Genomic DNA, 23,323 nt, shown 5'->3' with positions numbered 1-23,323 from the left:
CGGGCCCCTGGGCCATCATGGATGACCGTGAACACACCCCAGCCCACCCCCGACCCCGAACCCGCCCACGAGATCGCCCTGCCCGGGGCCGTGCGCGCCCGACTGGAGCAGGCCACTCCCAGCGTCCTGGTCGACACCCGCGCCCTGGCCCGGGTGCGCGAGCGCTTCGACACCGAACAGGCCCAGACCCTGGGCCGCTACCTGGCCAGCGCCCAGTCGCCCAACACCCTGCGCGCCTACCGCGCCGACTGGACCTCCTTCACCGCCTGGTGCCTGGCCCAGGAACGCCAGTCCCTGCCCGCCGACCCGGTGGACGTGGCCGTGTACCTGGCCGCCTGCGCCCAGGAGCGCACCCCCGACGACAACGGCTGGGCCCTGGCGCCCTCCAGCATCGAACGGCGCGCCGCCGCCATCGCCGCCGTGCACGGCGCCCACGGTCTGGAGTCGCCCACACGCGCCGAGGTCGTGCGCATGACCCTGCGCGGCATCCGCCGCACCCGCCGGGCCCGCCCGCGCCGCAAGGAACCGGTCGTCCTGCCCGTCCTGGAGGCGCTGCTGTCGGTGCGCCCGGGCCCCGAACACCCCCACGGGGTGGCCCGCAGACGCGACACCATGCTGCTGCTGACCGGGTTCGGCGGGGCCCTGCGCCGCAGCGAACTGGCCGCGCTGACCTTCGACGACCTGACCCTGCACACCGACCCCGCCACCGGCGCCCCCGCCCTGGTGGTGGCGCTGGGCGCGACCAAGACCGACCAGGAGGGCCGCCACGGCCACAGGGTCGCCCTGCCCCGGGGCAGGAACCGCCAGACCTGCCCGGTGTGCGCCTACGCCGACTGGGCCGCCCTGGTCCGGGCCCACCGCGCGGGCGGTGAGGAGGCGGCGGCCGCCCTGCTGGAGCGCCCCCGGCCCGAGAGGGACCTGGCCCACCTGTGCCAGGACTGGCCGGGCACGGACCTGGCCGACGGCTCCGAGCGCCCCCTGCTGCCCACCGTGGACCGCCACGGCCACCTCGGGTCGCGCCCGATGTCGGGCCGGGCCGTGGGGGAGCTGGTCAAACGCTACGCCCGCCGCGCCGGACTGGACCCCGACGACTTCGGCGGGCACTCCCTGCGGGCGGGGTTCGCCACCCAGGCCGCGCTGGGAGGGGCCAGCGACCGCGAGATCATGCGCCAGGGCCGCTGGACCAACCCGCGCACGGTCCACGACTACATCCGCACCGCCAACCCCTTGGAGGACAACGCCGTCACCCGGCTGGGCCTGTGACCCCGCACCCTGTGGCCCCTTGGGCATCTCAGCTTGCCAACAAACACACCAGCAGTACTCGAAATCACCAGTTAAAGTGCGATCCTTCCCTGATGAGACATTAGGTTGGTTCCGTAAGAAAGGGGACGGGCCCATGGTCGACGAGTTTCGCGCGGCGTTCCAAGAACTGATCGACGCCTCCGTCGCCACCGACCCCCAACACTTCCCCCCAGCCGTCCACAAGGTCTACGTGCTGGCCTCCCAGATCCCCGCCTCCGAACGAGAACTCGCCCTGGAGGCCCTGGCCCCCCTGCTCTCGGGAGACCACGCGGCCCCAGGCATCATCGCCGACCTGTCCCTGGTCGCCGGAGCCCTGGTCGAGATGGGCACCGAACCCGGCCCCACCGGCATCGAGGTCCTGCGCCGCCTGCGCACCATGGGCCGGGGCGCCATCGTCTTCGTCCGCGCCTGGGAACGCACCGGCACCGACGCCCCACCCGACCCCGACGCCGTCACCGCCGACGCCGAGGCCCGCGTGACCGCCGACCTGGGCAACGACGCCCCCGGCGCCACCATGTGCTGGTGGACCATCCGCCGCCACGGCCTGGCCGCCAGAACCATGCTCAGCGAGGCCCCGGTCCGCGCCCACATGCGCCGCGACCCCGCCCTGCACGCCGAGCTCCTGGCCATCGCCAACCAGCTCTCCGAGCTGCTCACCGAGTTCGGCCAGGTCCACGACCTGCTGCGCATGGCCGAGGCCACCGACACCCTGGTCCTGGACCGCGCCTCCCAGCGCGCCTTCCGCGTCCGCTTCGAAGGCGTGGGCGACAACGCCCAGCTGCACACCCTGCTCGCCGACGCCCTCATCGGCCCCCACCGCCAGGGCCTGCCCGGCGACCCGCCCGACCCGCGCTGGGTCGCCGCCTTCCGCGACAGCGCCCCCGACCCCGCCGCCCAGACCGTGCGCGGCTGGTGGAACCTGGTAGCCCACGACGGCACCTGGGTGTGGAACGAGGGCCTGCCCGCCGATATCCCCACCCTGGAGGGCGAACACCTGCTGGTCCTGGACGAGCAGCCCTACCCCCGCTCCTGGAACGCCGCCAGGCGCCACCCCCAGGTACGCGGCTGGCTGGAGGTGGAGGCCGAACTGCCCCCCGAGGAGGCGGCGCTGTGGTGGAAGCGCGTCGCACCGGCGGAACCGGCCATCCCCAGCGCCGACGAGGACCAGCACCCGCCACTGCCCGAACCGGTCGTACTCGGCAACGAGGAGGCCGAACCCCTGCGCGTGCGCGGCTTCCTGCCCGAGGAAGCCCCCGCCCCCGAACCGGCGGCCCCACCGGAGACGCACAGCGCACCCCGCCCCGAACCCGCGCAGCCCTCCACCCGCCCGCAGCGGCCCGAACCGCCCCGCGCGCCCGGGCCCCCCGCCGAGCCCGGCGGCGGCAACGGCATCCTGCCGCCCCTGCCGCCCGGGGTGTCCAACAGCTCGGGCTGGGGACCCGCCTGGCGCTGACGGCCCGCGCCGCACCTCACCCGACCCCACACCGGCGTCCCGGGACCCCGCGAGGGGCCCGGGCCGCCTTGCCTCAGGCCCGGTGCCGGGGGGTGTGGGGCACCGACTCGGTCGCGCTCCGCGTGCGCCGGGGGTCGCGCTCCTCCTCGTACAGGCCCTCGAAGTACTCCTCCTCGCCGGGACCCTCATCGTCCTCACGGCGCCAGCGCTGCCCCACGAACACCGGGGCCACCAGCACCACCACCAAGGGCACGAACACCCCCAGCGGCAGCAGCACCAGCGCGCCCTCGGTCCCGGGCAGCTGCGGCAACCGCTCCAGCAGGTACATCCGCCACACCGACAGAGCGCTCAGCGAACCCACGGCCAGCGCCGCGCCCAGGGGCAGCATGGGCGTCAGCCGCGGCGGCACCGCCACCATCGCCACCAACAGCCCCGCACCCACCAACCCGGCCACCGCCAGGGGACCCGAGCCCTGCAGGACGCCCAGACCGACCGCGTGCAGGCCGCGCAGGTGGGTGAACGCCCACCCCACCAGCAGGATCAGCAACGGACCCAGTATCAGACCGGACAGCAAGCCGACGAAGTGACGCACGGGGGTGCTCCTCTCAGAGGTTGCGCAGCACCCTAGCGACAAAAACCAGAAACGGCATCACATCACCTCAAGACTGGCACTCGTTCCAGGGAGCGGACAAGATGCGCCCGAAAGGGGGCGACGACCTCCCCCGTATCCTCCGTATCCGCCACCGCGGCGTGTTTCCACGGCGTGTACCGGCCCCAGGCGCGCACCCGGGGCGACGTCCCGCTGCCCCGCTTCCGCTGGCGGGTGCCCACGTTCCAGAGCCCCAGGGCGCGCCGCCGCGGGTGTGTGACCCGGTGTCGGCGGGACCGACCGCGCTTGCCCCCCAGATCATCGGTCCTGCCGTGCGGGCCCCTGTCCGCCCGCGAACCCCCGAGGACCCCGGTTTGTCGCTCCCGCCCGGTAGAACCGGTGTGACCGTACACCGCGACCCCGAAGAGGCGCCCTGATGTACCCAACCCTGCCCCCGCCCCCCGAGGGCGAGACCGAGCACGTGCCCGGCGCGCTACTGATCCGCGGCGACTGCGACGACACCGCCTGGAACGACGTGCTCTCCCGCATGGGCGAACTGCCCGGCATGGTCGCCCACACCCCCGGACAGCCCCTGCCCCCGGCCCAGGGGCCCATCCTCCGGCGCCTGCTCGTGGCCGGGGACCCCGCATGGCGGGGCGCCACCCCGGTGGAGGTGTCCCGGGCGCTGAGCGACGAGGACGCCTGGGTTCCGGACCTGGTCCTGATCGCCGACGGCGGCACCAGCCGCGACCCCCACCTGCGCCCGCTCACGGCCTTCCTCCCCGGCGACGACGACCTCTACCGGTTCCGCGTCACGCCCCGCCAGGCGGCCATGACCTACCTGGTCGCGCACCGCCCCAGCATCGAGGACACCCTGGAGCACCACAAGGAGCACGGTGCCGCCGAGGTCGAACTCGAACCCGGAGAGTCCTACGAGGACTGGTTGGACGGCTCCCCTGACGTGGTGGGCGAGGTCCTGGAGACAACGGCCAACCCGCCCCGTTACCAGCCGCCCGCCGCCCCCCTGCCCGTGATCACCCAGAACAACTGGGGGTTGCTCGTGCGCACCGACTTCAGCGACGACCGCGCCTGGGCCGCGCTCACGGCGGACGCGGACCGCCTCGACCCACGGATCGACACCCCCGAGGACTACCAGCCCTACGTGCAGATCGTGGACGATCCGGCCTTTGCGGGGGCCACACCGGAGCAGGTGATGGCAGTCGTCCGCCCCAACGATGACGAGGACGGCGAAGAAGAGGAGACGGGCGAGGAAGTGGTGGCGATCGCCGACCAAACCTCCATGGCCGGCTCCGAGCCCACCGTCCTGGTGGTGCCCCTGGCGGACGAGGTCGGGTGGTCCTTCCGCCTGCCCTCGTACAAGGTGCGGAGCATGGCCGCCAACCTCTTCGTCGCCAACAATGACATCTTGGACTGGATCAACCAGGGCTTGCCGGACGGGCCGGCGGTCATGATGGGGGAGCAGGGGTAAGCCTGGCGGCCCCGGCGACCGGGCATCGCCGCTGGGTTGCGGAGCAGGGCACCCGTGGAGCGGCAGGGCCCGGCGGACACGGGCCCGAGGACCGAGCCGGCGCCCGTCGGGTACCGCCCGTGTCTACACGGGTGCCGGGTGAGGAGGATCGCTCCGGGACCCGGCGCCGGAATCCGCCCGAGGCCGCGCACCGGCCACAACAGCCCCCGCACGACGCCGCGTCGCGCGGGGGCTTGCTCGCACCGGATGCCGTCGCACCGGGGCGGGCCCCCTGATGAGGTTCACCCATCCTGCCCGGTCGGGACCCGCTCGCGGACGAGGTTCGCCGCCGCGCACCCCTTCCCCGGGCAGGAGCGGACCTCATCGTCGAGCAGCGGTGGCCTCCCTCGTCACACCCCGCTGCGGCATCCGGCCAGGAGGAGCGCGACCATGCCCTTGGCATCAGCCTGGCCGTAGTCGGGCCCGGTGATACAGAGGTTTCCGATGGCGCGCAGGAGCGTGTAGGCGGTGACACCGGGGCGAAGTTCCCCGGTGGCGGCGCAGGCGTCCAGCAATGACGCGCAGGCCGGGACCAGGGTGTCGAGCATGAGGGCGTGGAGGTTCTCCAGCCCCGGGTCACCGGACCCCAGCGCCGCGCCGAGGCCGTGCTTGGTCACGAGGAAGTCCACGAACGCGTCCGTCCACAGGGCCAGGGCGGTGAACGGCGAGGCGGATTCCTCGAGAAGCCGGGGCGCGAGAGCGGTGCAGGCGTCGATCTGGTGCCGGTAGACGGCAGTGACGAGATCCGCGCGGGTCGGGAAGTTCCGGTAGACCGTGCCGACACCCACGCCGGCGCGTTCTGCGATATCGCGGACGGGCGCCTGGACGCCCCGCTCCACGAAGACCGCCGCAGCGGCCTCCAGCACACCACCGCGGGTGCGCTGAGCCTGTGCCTGGCGTACCCCGACCGACTCGGGCACGGATGCCTCCCCTTGCTAGCGGAACAATGTTCCGTTATTTTGGCGGAACGACGCTCCGCCAAATTATGGCATCCCGGAACCCACAGAAAGCGCAGGACCCCCATGTCCTCGTCCCACTCCCTCAGCCAGCAGATCGTCTCGGTCAAGCCCATCGTCGTCCCCTCGCCAGGGCGCGGCATCGACCTTCAGGTGAAGGTCACTGCGCCCCGATCCGGCCACAACCTGCCCGTGATCGTTTTCTCCCACGGGAACGCGTGGTCACTGGACGGGTACGGGCCGCTCGTCGACCGGTGGGCCGCCGCCGGATTCGTCGTGGTACAGCCCACCCACCTGGACTCCCGCCGCAACGCCATCACCTGGGACGACCCGCGCTTCGCCACCATCTGGCGCGTGCGGATCAACGACCTGCACGCGATCCTCGACCACCTCGCGCACGTCCTGGCCCAGGCCGGCCTGGAGACCCGCGCCGACCGCGGGCGCACCGCAGTGGTCGGCCACTCCTGGGGCGCGCAGACCGCGGGCGCACTCCTCGGCGCGCGCGTGCTGGACGCCGAGGGCACCGCGGGAGAGGACTTCTCCCACCCCGCCGTTTCCGCCGGCGCGCTGATCGGGGCGACGGGAACCGGCGACACCCTCACCCCGTTCGCCGCCGAGAACCTTCCCTTCATGAAACCCGACTTCTCCACCATGACCACCCCGACCCTGGTCGTCGCGGGCGGCAAGGACGACTCACAGCTCTCCACCCGCGGGCCGGAGTGGTTCACCGACGCCTACCACCTCAGCCCGGCGCCCAAGAGCCTGCTCACCATCACCGAGGCCGAGCACACCATGGGCGGAATCGCCGGCGAGAAGGTCGCCGAGACCACCGACGAGGACCCCGCCCGCGCCGCCCTCACAGCCGACGCGATCTCCGCCTACCTGCGCGCGGCCCTGGACCTCGACGACACCGGGTGGAACACCCTCCACGACACAGCCCAAGGCAGTGACGGTACGTGGAGCCTCGCCAGCAAGTGAGACCAGCCAGACCGCCGGGGCACGCCCGGCGGTCACCGGCGGGCGGGGCCACGTCCTGGCCGGGGCCTTCGGCCACGAGCTTTCGAGCATCTGCGGTACGGGTCGGGATCGGTACCCAGCACGGCCATGTCGGCCCAGACCGACAGAGCGCCCATGGGGGAGTGGGCGTGGCACTGGCGAAACCCGTCGTCGGCCACCAGCCCTGGCTTTGCCCCCGCCGGAGGGAGGGGACCGTATCCACGACGAACGCCCCCAACGGGTGAAAAACCCCCACAAGCACACCGCGTCACCCCGACAAGCGCTACCGGAACACCACCGCGCTAGTCGACGCCCTGGTGACGGCGCAGCGCCTCCGCGTCGGGCCGGTCCGGCACCGCCAGCACCCGGTCCGTGGGCGGCGTACGCCCCCACCGGCGCCGGAACTCATAGGCCACCAGCGCCACCAGCACCGACCCCACCGAAGCCAACAGCGCCTGACGCTGGTCGGGGATGACCACCATCGCCACGAAGATCGTCACCAGACCCCCCAACACCACCCACGTCAGGTACGGAAACGCCCACATCCGCAGGGTCAACCGCTGCGGCTCACGCCGACGCACCCGCGCCCCCACCACCAACTGCGAGGCGCAGATGGTCAGGAACAGCACCAACAGGATCGCGCCGATCGAGGCCACCAGGAACGGGAACACCCGGTCGGGCCACAGGTAGTCGGCCACCGCCGCCCCGTACCCCACCACGGTGCCGAGCAGGATCGCCCGCACCGGCACACCCCGCCGGTTGGCCCCGCGCAGCACCCGCGGAGCGTCCCCCTGCCGGGTCAGCGTGAACAGCATCCGCGAGGAGGTGTACATCGCCGCGTTCAACACGCTCAGCACCGCGACGAAGACCACGATCTCCATGATCAGCGCCGCCCCGGGCACACCCACGTGCTCCATCACCGCCACGAACGGGCTGCGCCCCGGATCCACGCTGCTCCACGGCAGCACCATCACCACGACCAGGATCGAGGCCACGTAGAACAGACCGATCCGCCAGAGCACGTTGGTCACCGCCGAGGCCACACCGCGCTCGGGCTCGGAGCTCTCACCCGCGGCCACGGTGATGATCTCCACCCCGCCGAAGGCGAACAGCACCACCACCGTGGCCGCCAGCACCGCCACCCAACCGTTGGGCGCCACCCCGCCGTGCTCCCACAGGTTGGCCACACTGGAGCCGCCCGAACCGCTCCACAGCCCCAGCGCCCACAAGCCGCCGATCAACAGGAACGCCACGATCGTGGCCACCTTGACCAACGAGAAGAACGACTCGGTCTCGGCGAACACGCGCACCGAGACCAGGTTGGCCACCGTCATCGACGACAGCACCAGCAGCGCCAGCGCCCACCCGGGCACACCCGGCACCCACTGACCCAGGATCGCCGCACCGGCCACCGACTCCGCCGCCACCAGCACCGCGTACATCCACCAGTACACCCACCCGATGGTGAAACCGGCGCGGGGACCGAAGGCCAGCCGGGCGTAGTCGGAGAAGGAGCCCCCGGCCGGAACCGCCACCACCATCTCGCCCAGGGCGCGCAGGGTGAAGAACACCAGCGCGCCCGCCAGGACGTAGGAGAACACCGCCGCCGGGCCCGCCATCTGGATGACCGACCCGGAACCGATGAAGAGCCCGGCGCCCACCGAACCGCCGATCGCGATCAGCGCCATGTGGCGGCGCCGGAGCGAGTGGGCCAGTCCGGCACCGGAGGTCTGCGTTTGGTTGGCCGCGCTCGGAGGCGGCGTCGCACTGCTTGTCACCTGGCCAACCTTAGGGAGCATCCCACTCCTTGGACAGTCCAGAACCCACCGAAAACAGCGGATGACCCGATCATGTGCAATATGTAACAAACACCGACCGGCCATCACCCCCGCACCGGCCCCACCCACCGCCCGCCCAACGCGCACCGCGGCCCGGCCCCGCACACGACGACACACCCACCCCCAGGTGAACACAAGGCGACAACACTGCTACTTTCAGCAACCACACCGTGTCAGCGCCACACCCGGGGAAACCACATGCCCACCACCATCGACCTCGACCACATCCGCCACCTCTACCGCACCCACCGCGACGACCTGGCCCGCGTCCGCGACCAGATGCGCCACCACCACACCGCCGACCCCCGCCTGCGCCCCTGCACCGACGACATCGAAGCCGAGATCACCTACCTCCTCCTACGCGAGAACACCCCCGCCCACACCGTCCAGATCGGCACCGACCACGGCTGGTCCACCACCTGGATCCTGTCCGCCCTGCGCGACAACGGCACCGGCCACCTGCACTCCTTCGACACCCGCGACCACGCACCCCGCCACGTCCCCACCGACCTGTCCCACGACCGCTGGACCTTCACCCACGGCGACATCCGCACCAGCACCGCCCACCTGCCCCCGCGCACCGACCACCTGCACATCAACGCCACCCACCAGGGCTGGTTCGCCCGCTGGTACCTGCACCACCTGCTGCCCGCCCTGCCCCCGCACACCACCGTCACCGTCCACGACGTCTTCCGCCGCCACTCCACCCCGCCCTTCACCGAAGGCGCCCACGTCATGGCCTGGCTCACCGCCCACACCACCGGCTTCTTCACCGCCTCCTCCGCCCGCGCACCCCACACCCACCGCGCCCTACGCGAACTCAAGGAAGAACTCGGCCTGACCGCACCCCTGCGCCCCGGCCACCACAACCCCGCCATCTACTTCCGCCTGCCAGCACCCACCCCTTGACACGGCGAAGGGGGCGAAGGCACACCAACCCCCGCCCCCGTGACCGCCGCGGCCTCAGCCCTCCCCGGCCTCCAGCGCACGCCGCGCACGCTCACGCCCCGACACCACATCAGCCGCGTCCGCGACGATCCGCGAGAAATTCACCGGCTGGTCCAAACTCACCATGTGCCCCGCCCTCGGCACGTTCACCAACCGGCCGTCCGCACACGCGTCGAAGAAACGCTTCTCATGGATCCGGAAGTGGTCCCGCGCCCCGTTGATCAACCACACCGGCCCCTCGTACGCCGACAACGCCGCCAACACGTCCATCTCCGAGACCGCGTCGATCACCGCCGTGGCCGCCTCCACCGCCAAACCACCCCCCAACACCGCCTCCGCCGCACCATCACGCAACGTCAACCGGTGGAACCGCTCGTTGACCGCCGCGCCCTTGTCCGGCAACCGGTCCATCAACACCGCCGGAATCCGGTACACCTGCGCCAACAACTGCGCCGGCTTGGCCGTACACCCGGCCGCCACCAACCCCGCCACCCTCCCCGGAGCCGCGGCCGCCGTCGCGATCGAGACGAACCCGCCCAGGCTCAGCCCCACCACCAGCGCCCGACCGCCCACGCCGTCGACCGCTGCCAACACCGCGTCCACCGCACGCCCCAGCGAGAACTCCTCCCCCCGACGCGACCCGTGCCCCGGAAGGTCGGGGACCACCACCGTGCGCCCCTCGCTCTCCAACAACTCCACCTGCGGACGCCACATACTCCCCGACACCCGCAACCCGTGCACCAGAACGATCGGCACACCCATGACCGCCTCCTCCTACCGCACCCGGTAGCGCACCGTCACCGGAGCATGATCCGACCAACGCCCAGCGTGCTCAGCAGCACGCTCCACCCGCGCCTCCACCGCACGCCCCGCCAACCCCGGCGTGGCCACCTGGAGATCGATCCGCCACCCCGCGTCGTTGTCGAAGGCACGACCACGGTAGGACCACCACGTGTAGGGCCCCTCCTGATCCGGACGCAACGACCGCACCACGTCCACGAACCCCGCCTCGCCCAGGACCCGCGACAACCACTCCCGCTCCTCGGGCAGGAACCCCGCGTTCTTGCGGTTGGCCCGCCAGTTCTTCAGATCCACCTCGGCATGGGCGATGTTCCAGTCACCGCACACCACCAGCTCACGACCGCGCTCCTCCACCTCGGCCCGCCGCTTGACCAGATACGGCAGGAACGCCTCCATGAAGCGCTCCTTCTCCTCCTGGCGCTCGGTGCCCACCTCACCCGAGGGCAGGTACAGGCTCGCCACCGTCACCTCACCCAGGTCCACCTCCACATACCGGCCCGCGTCCTCGAACTCGGCATGCCCGAACCCCACCCGCACCTCGTCGGGCTCACGCCGCGAGTACACCGCGACCCCCGCACGCCCCCGCGCCGCCGCCGGAGCCAACACCACGTGCCACCCCTCAGGCGCCACCACACCCGCCGGCAACTGCTCGGCCTCGGCCCGCGTCTCCTGAAGGCACACCACGTCGGCGTCGGTGTCCGCCAACCACCCCACGAACCCCGGATCCTTCTTCGCCGCGGCCCGCAACCCGTTCACGTTCACCGATGACACAGTCAAGTAAGTCGTATCCACAGGCAAAGCCTAGCCACACCCCGGCTCAGCCGCCCCCGCCCTCGGCCACCAGACGCCGCAGCACCCCGTACGTACGGTTCGACGACGCCGCCTCCCGCTGCGCCCGCGCCGTCACCTCGATGTAGGCCTGCGACGACGCCACCGACGCGTGCCCCAGCAGGTGCATGATCTCCGACACCGACGCCCCGTCCTCCGCCAACCGCGTCGCGAAGGTGTGCCGCAACGCGTGCACCAGCGTCCCCCGCGCCACCCGGTCGTGCACACCCGCGTGCCTGTAGCACTGCTGCACCAGGTACTGCAGACCGCCCCGGCGCAACCCCTCACCCCGGTTGTCCACCAACAACGGATCCGACCCGCGCACCACCCCGAACCGCTCACGCCGCGAGACCAGATAGGCCTCCAACAGCGCCTCCAACGGCACCTCGATCGGCAGGACCCGCTCACCCCCGCCCTTGCCCACCACCCGGATACGGCGCTCACCCGAACGCCCGCCCACCGACTCCACCCGCAGCGACAACATCTCCGCCGACCGCATCCCCGTCAGCAGCGCCAACGCCAGCACCGCCAGATCCCGCTCCGGCCACGGATCACGCGCCTTGCGCGCACCCCGCGCCAACGCCTCCAACAACCGCTCCGGCGTGTCCTCACCCATCAACGGCTTGGGCCCCGAAGGACGCACCCGCGGCCGCGGCACCGCCGACATGGGGTTGCCCGCCACCACCCCCTCCGCCACCCAGAACCCGAAGAACCCGTTCCACGTCGACCACGCCCGCACCACACTGGAGGCCGCCCGCTCCCCGGCGAACTCCGCGAACGCCGCCCGCAGCACCCCCGCCTCCAAGTCCTGCCACCCCACCCGCTCGGGTTCCACACCCACCACCTGCGCCACACACCCCAGCACCCCGCACAGATCACGCCGGTAGGCGGCCACCGTGTGCGGGGAGGGCTTGGCCGCCCGACGCGCCACCAGGTACTGCTCCACAGCCTCGGCCACAGGCCCCGTCTGAGCACTCATACCCCCAGCATCCCCGATTCCGCGGGCGCTGCCACCGCCTCCCTCCACCGCGTCCGAACGCGTTCGACACCGGACAGCGGGGGAGAGGACGCCACGACGCACCCGGCAACCGCGCGGCGGCGGGGAAGAGGAGGAGGAACCCGACGGCGACGGCACCCCGACACCCCGCACCCACCAAGAACCCCTGAAGCGAAACCGCACGAAGAACACAGACAAGGCGCAGGAACCGGGGGAGGGGTACTCACCCCCCGCCCAGCACCCGCCGCACCCCCGCCGCGATCTCCACGTCCTCACGCGAGGGCACCACCAACGTGCGCACCCGCGCACCCGCACCCGTCACCTCCGCCTCACCCTCCACAGCCGCATTCACCGCACCGTCCACACCCACCCCCAGGAAACCCAGCCCCAGCGCCACGCGCTCACGCACCGGAGCCGCCGCCTCGCCCACACCACCGGTGAACACCAACGTGTCCACCCCGCCCAGCGCCGCCGCCATCGACGCCACACCCGCACACAACCGGTGCACGTACACCCCCAGCGCCAACCGCGCCCGCGCGTCCTCGCGCTCCAACACCTCACGCATGTCCTCGGTCCCCGCGAGCCCCAACAACCCCGACTCGCGCTCCAACCCCCGCTGGACCTCCTCCACCGACAACCCGCCATGGCGCACCAACCACAGCACCAACCCCGGATCCACACTCCCCGAACGCGTGGCCATCACCACCCCCTCCAACGGGGTGAACCCCATCGTGGTGTCCACACACCGCCCGCCCGACACCGCCGCCAACGACGCACCCGACCCCAGATGCGCGCTCACCACACGCTCACCACCGGTCAACTCCGCCGCCCGCCGCGACACATAGGCGTGCGAGAGCCCGTGGAACCCGTACCGGCGCACCCCCCACTCCCGCCGCCACCGCTCGGGCACCGCGTACGCCGACGCCACCTCCGGCAGGTCGGCGTGGAAGGCGGTGTCGAAACACGCCACCGCCGCACACCCCGGCAACGCCCGCCCCACCGCCTCGATCGCCTCCAACGCCTTGGGCTGGTGCAGCGGCGCCAACGAACCCCACGCCCGCAACCGCTCCACCACCGAGGCGTCCAACCGCACCGGATCGACGAACTCACCGCCGCCGTGCACCACACGGTGACCCACCGCGTCCACCTCGGGCACACCCTCCAGCGCCCGGCTCAGCTCCCGCGGGTCCCAGTGCCCCCCGCGCGCCGCGAGCGACTCCGAGGCCAGCACAGCACCGTCACCGTCCACCACCCCCAGCTTCAGGCTGGAGGACCCCGCGTTGACCACCAGAACACGCATCAGTACGGCCACACCCACTCACGGATCTCCGCCGGATCCTCACCGAACTCCCGGGTGTGGGCCCGGTGCCGCAACCGCTCGTCCGCCATCCGCTGACGCACCTGCGCCGCTCGCTGACCCAACCCCGGAACCCGGTCGATCACGTCCATCACCAGATGGAACCGGTCCAGGTCGTTGAGCATCACCATGTCGAACGGTGTGGTCGTCGTGCCCCGCTCCCGGTATCCGCGCACGTGCAGGTTCGCGTGGCCCGACCTGCGGTAGGCCAACCGGTGCACCAGCCACGGATACCCGTGGAAGGCGAAAACCACCGGCTTGTCCGTGGTGAACAGGGCGTCGTACTCGGCGTCGGGCAACCCGTGCGGGTGGTCGCTGTCGGGCAGCAACCGCATCAGGTCCACCACGTTGACCACCCGCACACGCACCTGCGGCAGCCACCGGCGCACCAGGTCCGCCGCCGCCAACGCCTCCAACGTGGGCACGTCCCCCGCACACGCCAGCACCACGTCCGGTTCCGCCCCACCGTCGGTACTGGCCCACTCCCAGATCCCGATCCCGCGCGCACAGTGCGCCACCGCCTCGTCCATCGACAGGTACCCCAGCCCCGGCTGCTTGCCCGCCACCACCACGTTCACGTAGTCACTGGAGCGCAGGCAGTGGTCGGCCACCGACAACAGCGTGTTGGCGTCCGGCGGCAGGTACACCCGCACCACCTCCGCGGGCTTGTTGAGCACCACGTCCAGGAACCCCGGATCCTGGTGGGTGAACCCGTTGTGGTCCTGACGCCACACGTGCGAGGTCAACAGGTAGTTCAACGACGAGATCGGACGCCGCCACGGCAGATCCCGGGACACCTTCAACCACTTCGCGTGCTGGTTGAACATCGAATCCACGATGTGCACGAACGCCTCGTAACAGCCGAACAGCCCGTGCCGCCCGGTCAACAGGTAACCTTCCAACCACCCCTGGCACAGGTGCTCGCTGAGCACCTCCATCACCCGGCCGCCGGGCCCCAGGTGCTCATCGGTCGCCAGCCGCTCGGCCTGCCACTCCTTGTCCGAGGCCTCGAACACCGCGTCCAACCGGTTGGAGGCCGTCTCGTCCGGCCCCACCAACCGGAACGTCCGCGGATTGGCCCGGATCACGTCCCGCAGGAAACCTCCCAGCACCCGCGTCGCCTCACCGGTCTGGGTCCCGTTCCGGCCCACGTCCACCGCGTACCCGCGAAAGTCCGGCAACACCAGTTCCCGCCGCAGCACCCCGCCGTTGGCGTGCGGACTCGCGCTCATCCGCCGTTCGCCCTCCGGCGCCTGTGCGCGCACCTCGGCCACCGGAGCGCCCGACTCCTCGAACAGCTCCTCTGGCCGGTAGGAGCGCATCCACTCCTCCAACTGCCTCCGGTGCCCCTCGTCCGAACGCACCTGGTGGGAACGCCACGTCCCCTCCACGGGCTCGCCGTCCACCTCCGCCGGCCCCGTCCACCCCTTGGGCGAACGCAGGATCACCACCGGCCACACCGCTCGCTCGCGCACACCCGACACCCGCGCCCGGTGCTGGATCCGCGCGATCTCCTCCAGCGCCTCGTCCACCGCCTCGGCCATCCGCCGGTGCATGTACTCCGGATCCTCACCGCTGACCAGCAGCGGGCAGTACCCCAGCCCCTCGAAGTAGGACAGGAGTTCCCGCTCGGGGATACGCGCCAGCACCGTGGGATTGGCGATCTTGTACCCGTTCAGGTGCAGGATCGGCAGCACCGCGCCGTCGTGCACCGGGTCCAGGAACGCGCTGCCGTGCCAGCTGCCCGCCAGCGGGCCCGTCTCGGCCTCACCGTCGCCCACCACGCACGCCACCACCAGGTCGGGGTTGTCGAAGACCGCCCCCTGGGCGTGCGCCAGCGAGTACCCCAGCTCCCCGCCCTCGTGGATCGACCCCGGCGTCTCGGGCGCCACGTGGCTGGGCACCCCGCCGGGGAAGGAGAACTGCCGGAACAGCCGCCGCATCCCCTCCACGTCCTGGCTCACGTGCCGGTACACCTCGCTGTAGGTGCCCTCCAGCCAGGCGTTGGCCACCGCCGCGGGACCGCCGTGCCCCGGCCCCATCACGTACATCATCTCCAGGTCCCGACCACGGATCGCCCGGTTCAGGTGCGCGTAGCAGAAGTTCAGCCCCGGGGTGGTACCCCAGTGCCCCAGCAGGCGCGGCTTGATGTGCTCGGGCCGCAGTTCCTCACGCAGCAACGGATTGTCCAGCAGGTAGATCTGCCCGACCGACAGGTAGTTCGCGGCCCGCCAGTAGGCGTCCACGCCTCGCAGTTCGTCCTCTTGCAGGGCCATGCCTCGTCCTCCCAGGAGGGTGCCTTCGTGCGCTGAGGGGGAGCGGCGGGCCGGTGGACCGGGGGAGTGCGCACCCGACCCGACCACGCTGACCCTGTGTGCTCTCCCGATCACGGCAGGCGTGCCGCGGGGCCGTCCGGCCCGGGCGGGGAACCGTTGTTCGCCACGCCGCCCTCCTGCCCGGGGAGGGGGAGGCAAAACGCGGGGCGCCGCCTCGCGGGCGACGCCGGACCCGGAGGTCGGGACGGGGGAGGGGGAGCGGGCGGGGTGGGACGAGCGCACACGGGCCAAGGAGCGCGGCGGGGCACGGGAAGCGCGTCGAGCACGGGAGGGGGCGGAGGTCGCCGGTGAACGGCTCGACGGCCAACCAACCGCCACGAAACTTCGCATAGAAGTACAAAACCCTACAAAATCATGCATAACACTGTTTATGCATGAAACATGGAGGAGTCGGGAGAGGAGTGCCTTCGCAGGGGGACACCCCGCCACCCACCGGCGCCTTCTCCCCGGACCCGACCTGCCGCACCGGGGCGTCACGCCCCGCCCGGATGGCCAGCCACGGCGCAAAGGCACCCAGGTCACGCGTGACCGCAGGTGAGGCCCTCGGGGCGCCCGCACAGCGGCCCCGACGCCGAGGCCGACCCGGACGGGGCGAACCCGTCAGCGCGCCCGAAGGAATGGGGCCTTGCGGCAGACCAGCACGCAGACGCTCCAGGCGTCCGGCGGCTGGCCACGCCGACCGCGCGACGGCGTTCTCAGCGCCGAACCCGGACCGGCGCGCACCGCCACCCGGCGGCCCGGCCGCCCGACCGCGCCGGCGCGGCCAGCCGCCGGACGCACCGACGCACATCCCGGCCGCGCACGTCCCGCAGACCCGAGAACCCCTTCCCCGCAGGCTCTCCCATATCGCCGATAATGCACATTATGTAAAGTAGAGGTGATCAGCCCCTCCTCCGCCCGCCCTCTCGTGCCACCAGGGCCGAACGGCGCCTCTCAGCCGCAAGGCCCTTCGGCCCGCCCCGGCAGAACCCTACGGGCCCTCTCCCTCCGCTCCGGCACCCGCAGGCCCGCCTTCCCCGGGGCCCGCGCCGCCGAGCCCCGGGAAACCCGCGCACGAGCCCTACTCGGGCAGCCGCAACCACCCCGTGCGCACCTGCCACGCACCCCCCGACTCCAGCCGCTCCACCACCGCACGCTCCAACCGCGTACGCCGCCCGGCCGCCGCCACGTCGACCACCGGCATCCCGAACACGAACCGGAACACGTCCGACTCCCCCGGCTGCCCGCGCCCCACCAGCGTGAACCTCCGCTGGAACCCCACGATGTTGGAGTCCTGCCCCAACACCTCCTCCCACTGCGGGTCCAGCAACCACGACGTACACGTGGCCACCACCGGATCGAACCCCAGGTGCGCCCGCGCGAACCCCCGCGCCCGCCCCAGCGCGTCATCCACCGACGCCGGGTCCAGGCCTCCCGAAGGGATGTGCAACCGCAGCGCCAGGTCCCCGCGCCCCATACCCGGACCCAGCCGCGCCGCCTCCCGCTCGGCGTACCACTCCACACCGCCCTGGTCGGTCAGCACCCCCGGCTCCAGCTGCAACCCGCCCACCCAGTACAGGCGCCCCCGGAACTGCGCCGCCACCCACGAGGCCGTCTCCACGCTCAACCGGCCGAACATCCGCCGCGACCGCGCCACCTGCACGCCCACGTCGGCCAGCGTCGCCGCCGTCACCGCCGGGTCCACGCCCAACTTCGCGTGCGCCTCGAACTGCGCGGGCACCCGCGCCGCGAACGCCCACAGCGACGCCGCGCGCACCCGCGCGTCCTCGGCCTCCACCAGCGACGGCCAGTCCCGCCACTCCCCCAGCGCCAGGTCCGCGTCCGCGCACAGGCGCCGGTACATGCACTCCACCAGGTACCACAGCTGCGGCGGCCACTCCCCCAGCTCAGAGCCCGAACCCGGCCAGAGCGCCGCCACCTCGGCCCGGTCCACCGCCTCCAGCGCGAACAGGTCCAACACCCGCTCCGCCTCAGCACCCACGGGAACCTCCAGAGCCCTCACCGGCTCCGGCAGCCGCTCCGCCTCCTCCAGCCACAGGCGCGCATCCGCCCCCAGACCGAACCATTCCACCACCGCGACGCTATCCATCCCCACATCATGTCCCAGCGCCCACGCGACGCGCGAGTGAGGCCAGGCTCACAGGTGGGCATAGTGTTGACGTAACCCGCGAAAGCCCCACACCAACCGAAAAAGAGGACCGTCACCGATGCCCGTGCCCGACCCGGAGCACCACGTCCGCGACTGGCTCGCCACCTACGACACACCCACCACATCGGTGGCACACCTCCTCTGCGACCGCCACGACCCCCACGCCACCGCCACCACCGAGATCGGCCCCACCCTGGAGGCCACCACCCTCACCTTCGGCGAACTCACCCAGCGCTCCCGCGACCTGGCCACCGGCCTCGCCGACCTGGGCGTCACCCGCGGGGACCGCGTCGCCACCCTCATCCCCAAGGGCGTCGACCTGACCGTCACCGCCCTGGCCGTGTGGCGTCTGGGAGCCGTGCTGGTCCCCCTGCTCTCCTCCTTCGCCCCCTCGGCCATCAACGAACGCCTCACCGACTCCGGCGCCCGCCTGGTGGTGTGCGACGCCGAGTACCGCGCCAAGCTCGTCCCCGGCGCCGACCGCCCCTGGCACATCGTCACCACCGCCGCCGAGCCCGCACACGAGGGCGACCACACCCTCACCGGGCTGGCCGCCCGCGCCGCCGCGGCGCCGCCGGTGCCCGACGCCGCCGTGGGCGGGGAGGGTCTGCTGGCCTTCGTCTACGTCTCGGGGGTCATCGGTCCGCCCCGGGGCGTGCGCGTGCCCGTGCGCGCCCTGGCCGCCATGCACGCCTACCACCACTACGGTCTGGGCGTGCGCGAGGACGACGTCTACTGGAACACCGCCGACCCGGGTTCGGCCTACGGCCTCTACCACGGGCTCGTCTCGCCGCTGCTGGCCGGGCACAACTCCCTGGCGCTGCGGGCCGGGTTCTTCGATCCGGAGCTGACCCTGGACGTGCTGGGCGTGCACGGCGTGACCAATCTGGCCGCCGATCCGACCACCTACCGGACGCTGCGCGCGGCCACCAAGACCCTGCCGCCCGAGGTGATGGTGCAGAGTCTGGCCAGTGCGGGCGAGCCGTTGGCCCCCGACGTCATCGACTGGGTCACCGACGTGTTCGGCGTCCCGGTGCGCGACCACTACGGGCAGACCGAGTTGGGCTGGTGTGTGGGCGTGCCCAACGGCGAGACCGGTCAGGAGCCGGCCGATCCGCCGCCGGGGGCGATCGGTCCCGCCCTGCCGGGCTGGCGGGTGCAGATCCTGGAGGCGATCTCCGACGACCCCGCTCCCCTGGGCGCCTACGGGCGTGTGGCGGTGGACCTGGCGCACAGTCCGCTGGCCTGGTTCGAGGGCTACGTCGGCCAGGAGGGGGCCTCGCAGGTCCGGTTCACCCCCGACCGCGCCTACTACCTGACCGGGGACACCGGTATCCAGGACCGTCAGGGGTCGTTGTTCTTCTCCACCCGTGACGACGGCGCCATCTTGACCTACGGGTACCGGATCGGTCCGAGCGAGGTGGAGTCGGTGCTCAACGCCCACCCCGCGGTACAGGAGTGCGGGGTGTACTCGATCCCCGACGAGTTGGCGGGACAGGTGATCGGTGCGCGGGTGGTTCTGGGCGCCGACCGTGAGGCCGATCCGGAACTGGCCGAGGAGCTGAAGGGGTGGGTGCGCGAGCGGTTCGCGGCGCACGCCGCTCCGCGGGTGGTGGACTTCGTGGAGGAGCTGCCGCGCACGGCCTCGGGCAAGATGCGCCGGGCGCGGCTGCGCTGACGGTGGGCTGCGTCCTGTGGTCCGGGTCGGTGGGGCGCTCCCCCTCCGGGACCGGGCGCCGGGGCCGCGGTGTCAGGGGACGAGTTCGTCCACGCGTGCGGCCAGGGACATGTCCTTGTCGGTGACGGCTCCCTCGGAGTGGGTGCTCAGCGCCAGGTGCAGGGTGTCGTAGCGGATGTCGATGTCGGGGTGGTGGTCGACCTGTTCGGCGGCCTGGGCGATCTCGTTGACCAGGGCGATGGCGGCCGGGAAGTCGGGCAGGCGCACGGTGCGGCGGATGGCGGGTGCGGCGGGGTCCAGTTCCCAGTCGGTGAGGCGGGTCAGGCCGTCGCGGATCTGTTCCTCGGTGAGTCTCATGGCGGGTCCTCTCCCCCGGTGGCGGTCGCGCGCGCCGGTGCGCGTGCGGGTGGTCGCTGGGGGCTACGTACCCGTGTGCGGGGCGGGGGTCACATGCGGCGTGCGTGTCCCCCGACGTGTGAGCCTGTGGTGGTCGGTGCGGCGGAGCCGCGCCTTCTCTCTCTGTTCTCTTGTTTCGTAGAAAACTGAAGGCCCGGCTGTACGACGTAGATTTTAATGTACTTAGTAGCTTCGCAGTTCGCGTTACCAAGCTGAGGCCAGACCTCCCACCTGCACCGATCCTGCCCGTATGGGCCACGATGTCCCCCTCAGGCTTGCGCAATCCCCCGTTGAGCGGTTCACTCTGGGGAACTCCGGCCCTCCCCCACACCGGTGGACGCCCCCGCAGGTAGCGTCCACCGCCCTCCCCCAAGAGCGAGCCCATGCAACACAACAAGCGCCGTTCGCTTCGCGCCCGCATGATCACGCTGGTCCTGTTCCCCAGCACCGTGCTACTGGCCCTGTGGGCCGCCTTCACCGCCCTGCTCGTCGGCGACATCGGAGAGCTGCGCACCACCGCCACCTTCACCGAACAGGTCGGCGTCCCCGTCGAGGAGACCATCGGCGCGCTCCAGCGCGAACGCCGCGCCACCATGGACGCGGCCTGGGGCACCGAGCGCACCGCCCTGTACCTGACCTACTCGCGCCAGCAGACCGACGAGGCCGTGGACGCCCTGAGCCGGAGCCTGGACGCCTTCGACGTCCAGGACCTGCCCGAACAGGCCCTGGCATTCCGCGCCGCCGTCAACCGCGTCGACACCCTGCGCGCCCGGGTGGACGCCTCCTCCCCCACCGAGATCGACTTGGAGGAGACCTCCGCCGTCTACGACGAGGTCATCGAACAGGGCCTGCGCGTGTGGGACGGCCAGGTCGAGCGCGCCGACCCCGCCCAGGCCCCGCACCTGCGCTCCCTGACCTCGCTGATGCGCACCCGCGAACTCCTCAACCAGCAGGACACCGTCCTGGCCCACGCCGTGGCCACCAACTCCTTCCCCGTCCAAGCCCACGCCCAGTTCGCCGCCGCGGCCGGGGCCCAGCACTACACCTGGGAACGGGTCGTGGTCGAGATGAGCGAGGAGGACAGCCAGGACTACATCGAACTGGAGTCCTACACCGAGCTGCAGCGCATCTACCAGCTACAGGAGAGCATCATCTCCATGCCCGTACGGGGCGGGGCCACCGTGCCGGTCAACGCCACCGCCTGGCAGGGCGCCGCCGAGGCCGTGGACGCGCGCATGCGCGACGTCGAGCAGGGACAGATCGACCTCGTCATCGCCTTCAGCCGCTCGCAGTCGGCCGAACTGCGCACCAGCGTCCTGCTGGTGAGCGTGCCCGCCCTGGTGGCCGCCCTGGTCTCCTCCGCGGTCGCGGTGGGCGCCACCCAGCGCCTGGGCAGGCGCCTGCAGGACCTGCGCACCGCCACCCTGGAGCACGCCCGGGTACGCCTGCCCGAGGTGACCGCCCGGCTGCGCGCGGGCGGCAGCGTGGACGTGGACGCCGAGGTTCCCCGGCTGCGGGTGGAGAGCAACGACGAGGTCGGACAGGTGGCCGAGGCCTTCAACGACGCCCAGCGCGCGGCCGTGGCGGCGGCGGTGGAGGAGGCGCAGGTGCGCGCGGGCGTGCGCAACATGTTCCGCAATATCGCCCGGCGCACGCAGGCGCTGGTGCACCGGCAACTGGGGCTGTTGGACGCGCTGGAGCGCGCCGAGACCGACCCCAAGGTGCTGGAGTCGCTCTTTCGCATCGACCACTTCAGCACCCAGATGCGGCGCAACGCCGAGAACCTGATGCTGCTCAGCGGGGACGCACCGGTACGGCGGGGGCTGGCTCCGGTGCGTCTGCACGAGGCGGTGCGGGCCGCGGCCAGCGAGATCGAGGACTACGTACGGGTGCGGGTGCTGGCGGTGCCGGGAGTGGCGCTGCGCGGCGAGGTGGGCGCGGACACCGTGCGGCTGCTGGCGGAGCTGTTGGAGAACGCCACGTCCTTCTCGCCCCCGGGCACGGAGGTGACGGTGCACGGCCGAAACGGCGAGGCCGGCGGATGCGTGCTGGAGGTGCGCGACCGGGGCCTGGGGATGACGCGGGAGCAGGTGGAGGCGGCCAACGCGCTGCTGCGCGACCCGCCGCGCTTCGACCTGGCCCGGATGCGCGAGGACTCCCAGCTGGGGTTGTTCGTGGTGGCCACCATCGCCGCGCGCCACGGCCTGGAGGTGACGCTGAGCGCCGGGCCCGAGCACGGCACGTGCGCGGTGGTGACCGTCCCCGCCGACGCGCTGGCGGACCGGGACACGGGCGCCGAGGGGCCCGAGCCGACCGGTGACCCGAAGGCCGCGCCCGCGCGGGAGAGCGCGCGCCCGCAGCGGCTGGTCCTGGCGGGCGGCTCCCCGGCCGCACCGGGCGGCGCCGGGGAACGGGCCGCGCGCGAGAGCGGCACCCAAACCCCGCGAGGTGCGGCGGACCAGGACACGGGCGACACCTACAAGGGTCTGCCCCGGCGTCGGCGCAAGGGCGTGCGGCCCTCCCCCGCGCCCGCACCGGCCGCGCCCGGGGAGTCCGGGGGCCGGGAGGCGGCGGCCGAGAGGTCGCTGACCGAGATCCGGTCGATGATGAGTGCTTTCCAGTCCGGGAGCCTGCGCGGGCGCGCACAGCCCCCGGACGGGGATGGAGACGGCGTGCGCGGTGCGCGCCCCGGTGAGAGCTCGGAAGGGTGATGTCGATGACGGCGGACGCTGCGGCGGGAGGCCGGACGGCCGAAGCGGCGGAGGAGCAGTCCCCGGCCAGGACGCTGGACTGGCTGCTGGGCGACCTGGTGCGGCGGGTGGCGGGGGCGCGGCACGCGCTGTTGCTGTCGGCGGACGGGCTGCTGCTGTCGTGCTCGGACGACCTGGGGCGTGAGCAGGGTGAGCGGCTGGCCGCGATCGCGTCCGGTTTCGCGAGCCTGGCCCGTGGCGCGCGGGGGCAACTGGGCGCCGCGGAGGTGCGTCAGACGGTGGTGGAGATGGACAACGTGTTCTTCTTCGTGCTGGCCGCCGGTCAGGGCGCGTCGCTGGCGCTGGTGGCCGAGTCCACGTGCGACATGGGCCAGGCGGCGTTCGAGGTGAACCGTCTGGTGCGCCAGGTGGGCCCGCACCTGTCGGCGCTGCCGCGGCGCGGGAGCGTGAGGAGGTGAGG

At 72.2% G+C, this 23,323-nt stretch carries 18 protein-coding genes; 8 read left to right on the top strand and 10 right to left on the bottom strand.

What is annotated here, in order from left to right; all coding sequences use genetic code 11:
- Nucleotides 1-21 precede the first annotated feature (21 nt).
- Nucleotides 22-1,263, top strand: coding sequence for a site-specific integrase (locus tag KGD83_RS14620; RefSeq protein ID WP_249351866.1), 1,242 nt, complete (start codon nt 22-24; stop codon nt 1,261-1,263).
- A 133-nt stretch (nt 1,264-1,396) separates the two neighbouring features.
- The gene (locus KGD83_RS14615) at nt 1,397-2,755 is read left to right on the top strand and encodes a hypothetical protein (RefSeq protein ID WP_212639744.1); all 1,359 of its coding nucleotides are present in this window, start codon (nt 1,397-1,399) and stop codon (nt 2,753-2,755) included.
- Between the two features lie 73 nt (nt 2,756-2,828).
- Here the strand turns inward: KGD83_RS14615 and KGD83_RS14610 are convergent, their stop codons facing one another.
- Nucleotides 2,829-3,347: a hypothetical protein gene (locus KGD83_RS14610; protein WP_212639743.1), complete on the bottom strand. Its 519-nt coding sequence runs from the start codon at nt 3,345-3,347 to the stop codon at nt 2,829-2,831.
- Between the two features lie 433 nt (nt 3,348-3,780).
- Between KGD83_RS14610 and KGD83_RS14605 the strand changes: the two genes are divergently transcribed.
- Nucleotides 3,781-4,833 carry a DUF6924 domain-containing protein gene (locus tag KGD83_RS14605; protein WP_212639742.1) on the top strand — a complete coding sequence of 351 codons (1,053 nt, stop codon included), beginning with the start codon at nt 3,781-3,783 and terminating at the stop codon, nt 4,831-4,833.
- Between the two features lie 389 nt (nt 4,834-5,222).
- Here KGD83_RS14605 and KGD83_RS14600 read toward each other — a convergent pair whose 3' ends face one another.
- A complete protein-coding gene (locus tag KGD83_RS14600; RefSeq protein WP_212639741.1) occupies nt 5,223-5,792 on the bottom strand; it encodes a TetR/AcrR family transcriptional regulator in 570 nt (189 codons plus the stop codon).
- Nucleotides 5,793-5,894: 102 nt separating this feature from the next.
- Between KGD83_RS14600 and KGD83_RS14595 the strand changes: the two genes are divergently transcribed.
- Nucleotides 5,895-6,806 (top strand): alpha/beta hydrolase family protein, encoded by a 912-nt coding sequence (locus KGD83_RS14595; protein ID WP_212639740.1) that lies wholly within the window; start codon nt 5,895-5,897, stop codon nt 6,804-6,806.
- 320 nt (nt 6,807-7,126) lie between these two features.
- Here KGD83_RS14595 and KGD83_RS14590 read toward each other — a convergent pair whose 3' ends face one another.
- Nucleotides 7,127-8,512, bottom strand: a complete 1,386-nt coding sequence (locus KGD83_RS14590) for an amino acid permease (RefSeq protein ID WP_212644430.1) — start codon at nt 8,510-8,512, stop codon at nt 7,127-7,129.
- Between the two features lie 348 nt (nt 8,513-8,860).
- Between KGD83_RS14590 and KGD83_RS14585 the strand changes: the two genes are divergently transcribed.
- Entirely contained in the window at nt 8,861-9,571 is a 711-nt protein-coding gene (locus KGD83_RS14585) for a class I SAM-dependent methyltransferase (protein WP_212639739.1), read from the top strand.
- 54 nt (nt 9,572-9,625) lie between these two features.
- Here KGD83_RS14585 and KGD83_RS14580 read toward each other — a convergent pair whose 3' ends face one another.
- The 6 genes from KGD83_RS14580 to KGD83_RS14555 all read right to left on the bottom strand — a co-directional run bounded on the left by KGD83_RS14580 (nt 9,626) and on the right by KGD83_RS14555 (nt 18,018).
- A complete protein-coding gene (locus tag KGD83_RS14580) occupies nt 9,626-10,372 on the bottom strand; it encodes an alpha/beta fold hydrolase (protein ID WP_212639738.1) in 747 nt (248 codons plus the stop codon).
- 12 nt (nt 10,373-10,384) lie between these two features.
- Entirely contained in the window at nt 10,385-11,203 is an 819-nt protein-coding gene (locus tag KGD83_RS14575; protein ID WP_212639737.1) for an exodeoxyribonuclease III, read from the bottom strand.
- A gap of 25 nt (nt 11,204-11,228) precedes the next feature.
- On the bottom strand, nt 11,229-12,218 hold the full coding sequence (locus tag KGD83_RS14570) for a tyrosine-type recombinase/integrase (protein ID WP_212639736.1): 990 nt from the start codon (nt 12,216-12,218) through the stop codon (nt 11,229-11,231).
- A 241-nt stretch (nt 12,219-12,459) separates the two neighbouring features.
- Nucleotides 12,460-13,536, bottom strand: coding sequence for an acetate/propionate family kinase (locus tag KGD83_RS14565; protein WP_212639735.1), 1,077 nt, complete (start codon nt 13,534-13,536; stop codon nt 12,460-12,462).
- Nucleotides 13,536-15,869 carry a phosphoketolase family protein gene (locus KGD83_RS14560; protein WP_212639734.1) on the bottom strand — a complete coding sequence of 778 codons (2,334 nt, stop codon included), beginning with the start codon at nt 15,867-15,869 and terminating at the stop codon, nt 13,536-13,538. The genes KGD83_RS14565 and KGD83_RS14560 overlap by 1 nt, the downstream gene beginning before the upstream one ends.
- Before the next feature lie 1,120 nt (nt 15,870-16,989).
- The gene (locus tag KGD83_RS14555) at nt 16,990-18,018 is read right to left on the bottom strand and encodes an acyltransferase domain-containing protein (protein WP_212639733.1); all 1,029 of its coding nucleotides are present in this window, start codon (nt 18,016-18,018) and stop codon (nt 16,990-16,992) included.
- A 118-nt stretch (nt 18,019-18,136) separates the two neighbouring features.
- On the opposite strand from KGD83_RS14555, the gene KGD83_RS14550 reads away from it, so the two are divergent.
- Nucleotides 18,137-19,756 carry an AMP-binding protein gene (locus KGD83_RS14550; RefSeq protein WP_212639732.1) on the top strand — a complete coding sequence of 540 codons (1,620 nt, stop codon included), beginning with the start codon at nt 18,137-18,139 and terminating at the stop codon, nt 19,754-19,756.
- Nucleotides 19,757-19,828: 72 nt separating this feature from the next.
- On the opposite strand, the gene KGD83_RS14545 is transcribed toward KGD83_RS14550, so the two are convergent.
- Nucleotides 19,829-20,113 carry a 4a-hydroxytetrahydrobiopterin dehydratase gene (locus KGD83_RS14545; protein ID WP_047871301.1) on the bottom strand — a complete coding sequence of 95 codons (285 nt, stop codon included), beginning with the start codon at nt 20,111-20,113 and terminating at the stop codon, nt 19,829-19,831.
- Between the two features lie 422 nt (nt 20,114-20,535).
- Here KGD83_RS14545 and KGD83_RS14540 point away from each other — a divergent pair, with 422 nt between their 5' ends.
- On the top strand, nt 20,536-22,863 hold the full coding sequence (locus tag KGD83_RS14540) for a sensor histidine kinase (RefSeq protein WP_212639731.1): 2,328 nt from the start codon (nt 20,536-20,538) through the stop codon (nt 22,861-22,863).
- Entirely contained in the window at nt 22,863-23,321 is a 459-nt protein-coding gene (locus tag KGD83_RS14535; protein WP_212639730.1) for a roadblock/LC7 domain-containing protein, read from the top strand. Before KGD83_RS14540 ends, KGD83_RS14535 begins: the two co-directional genes overlap by 1 nt.
- Nucleotides 23,322-23,323 lie beyond the last annotated feature (2 nt).

Source organism: Nocardiopsis akebiae (assembly GCF_018316795.1).
Taxonomy (GTDB): domain Bacteria; phylum Actinomycetota; class Actinomycetes; order Streptosporangiales; family Streptosporangiaceae; genus Nocardiopsis; species Nocardiopsis dassonvillei.
This window is presented reverse-complemented; position numbering and strand designations above follow the sequence as displayed.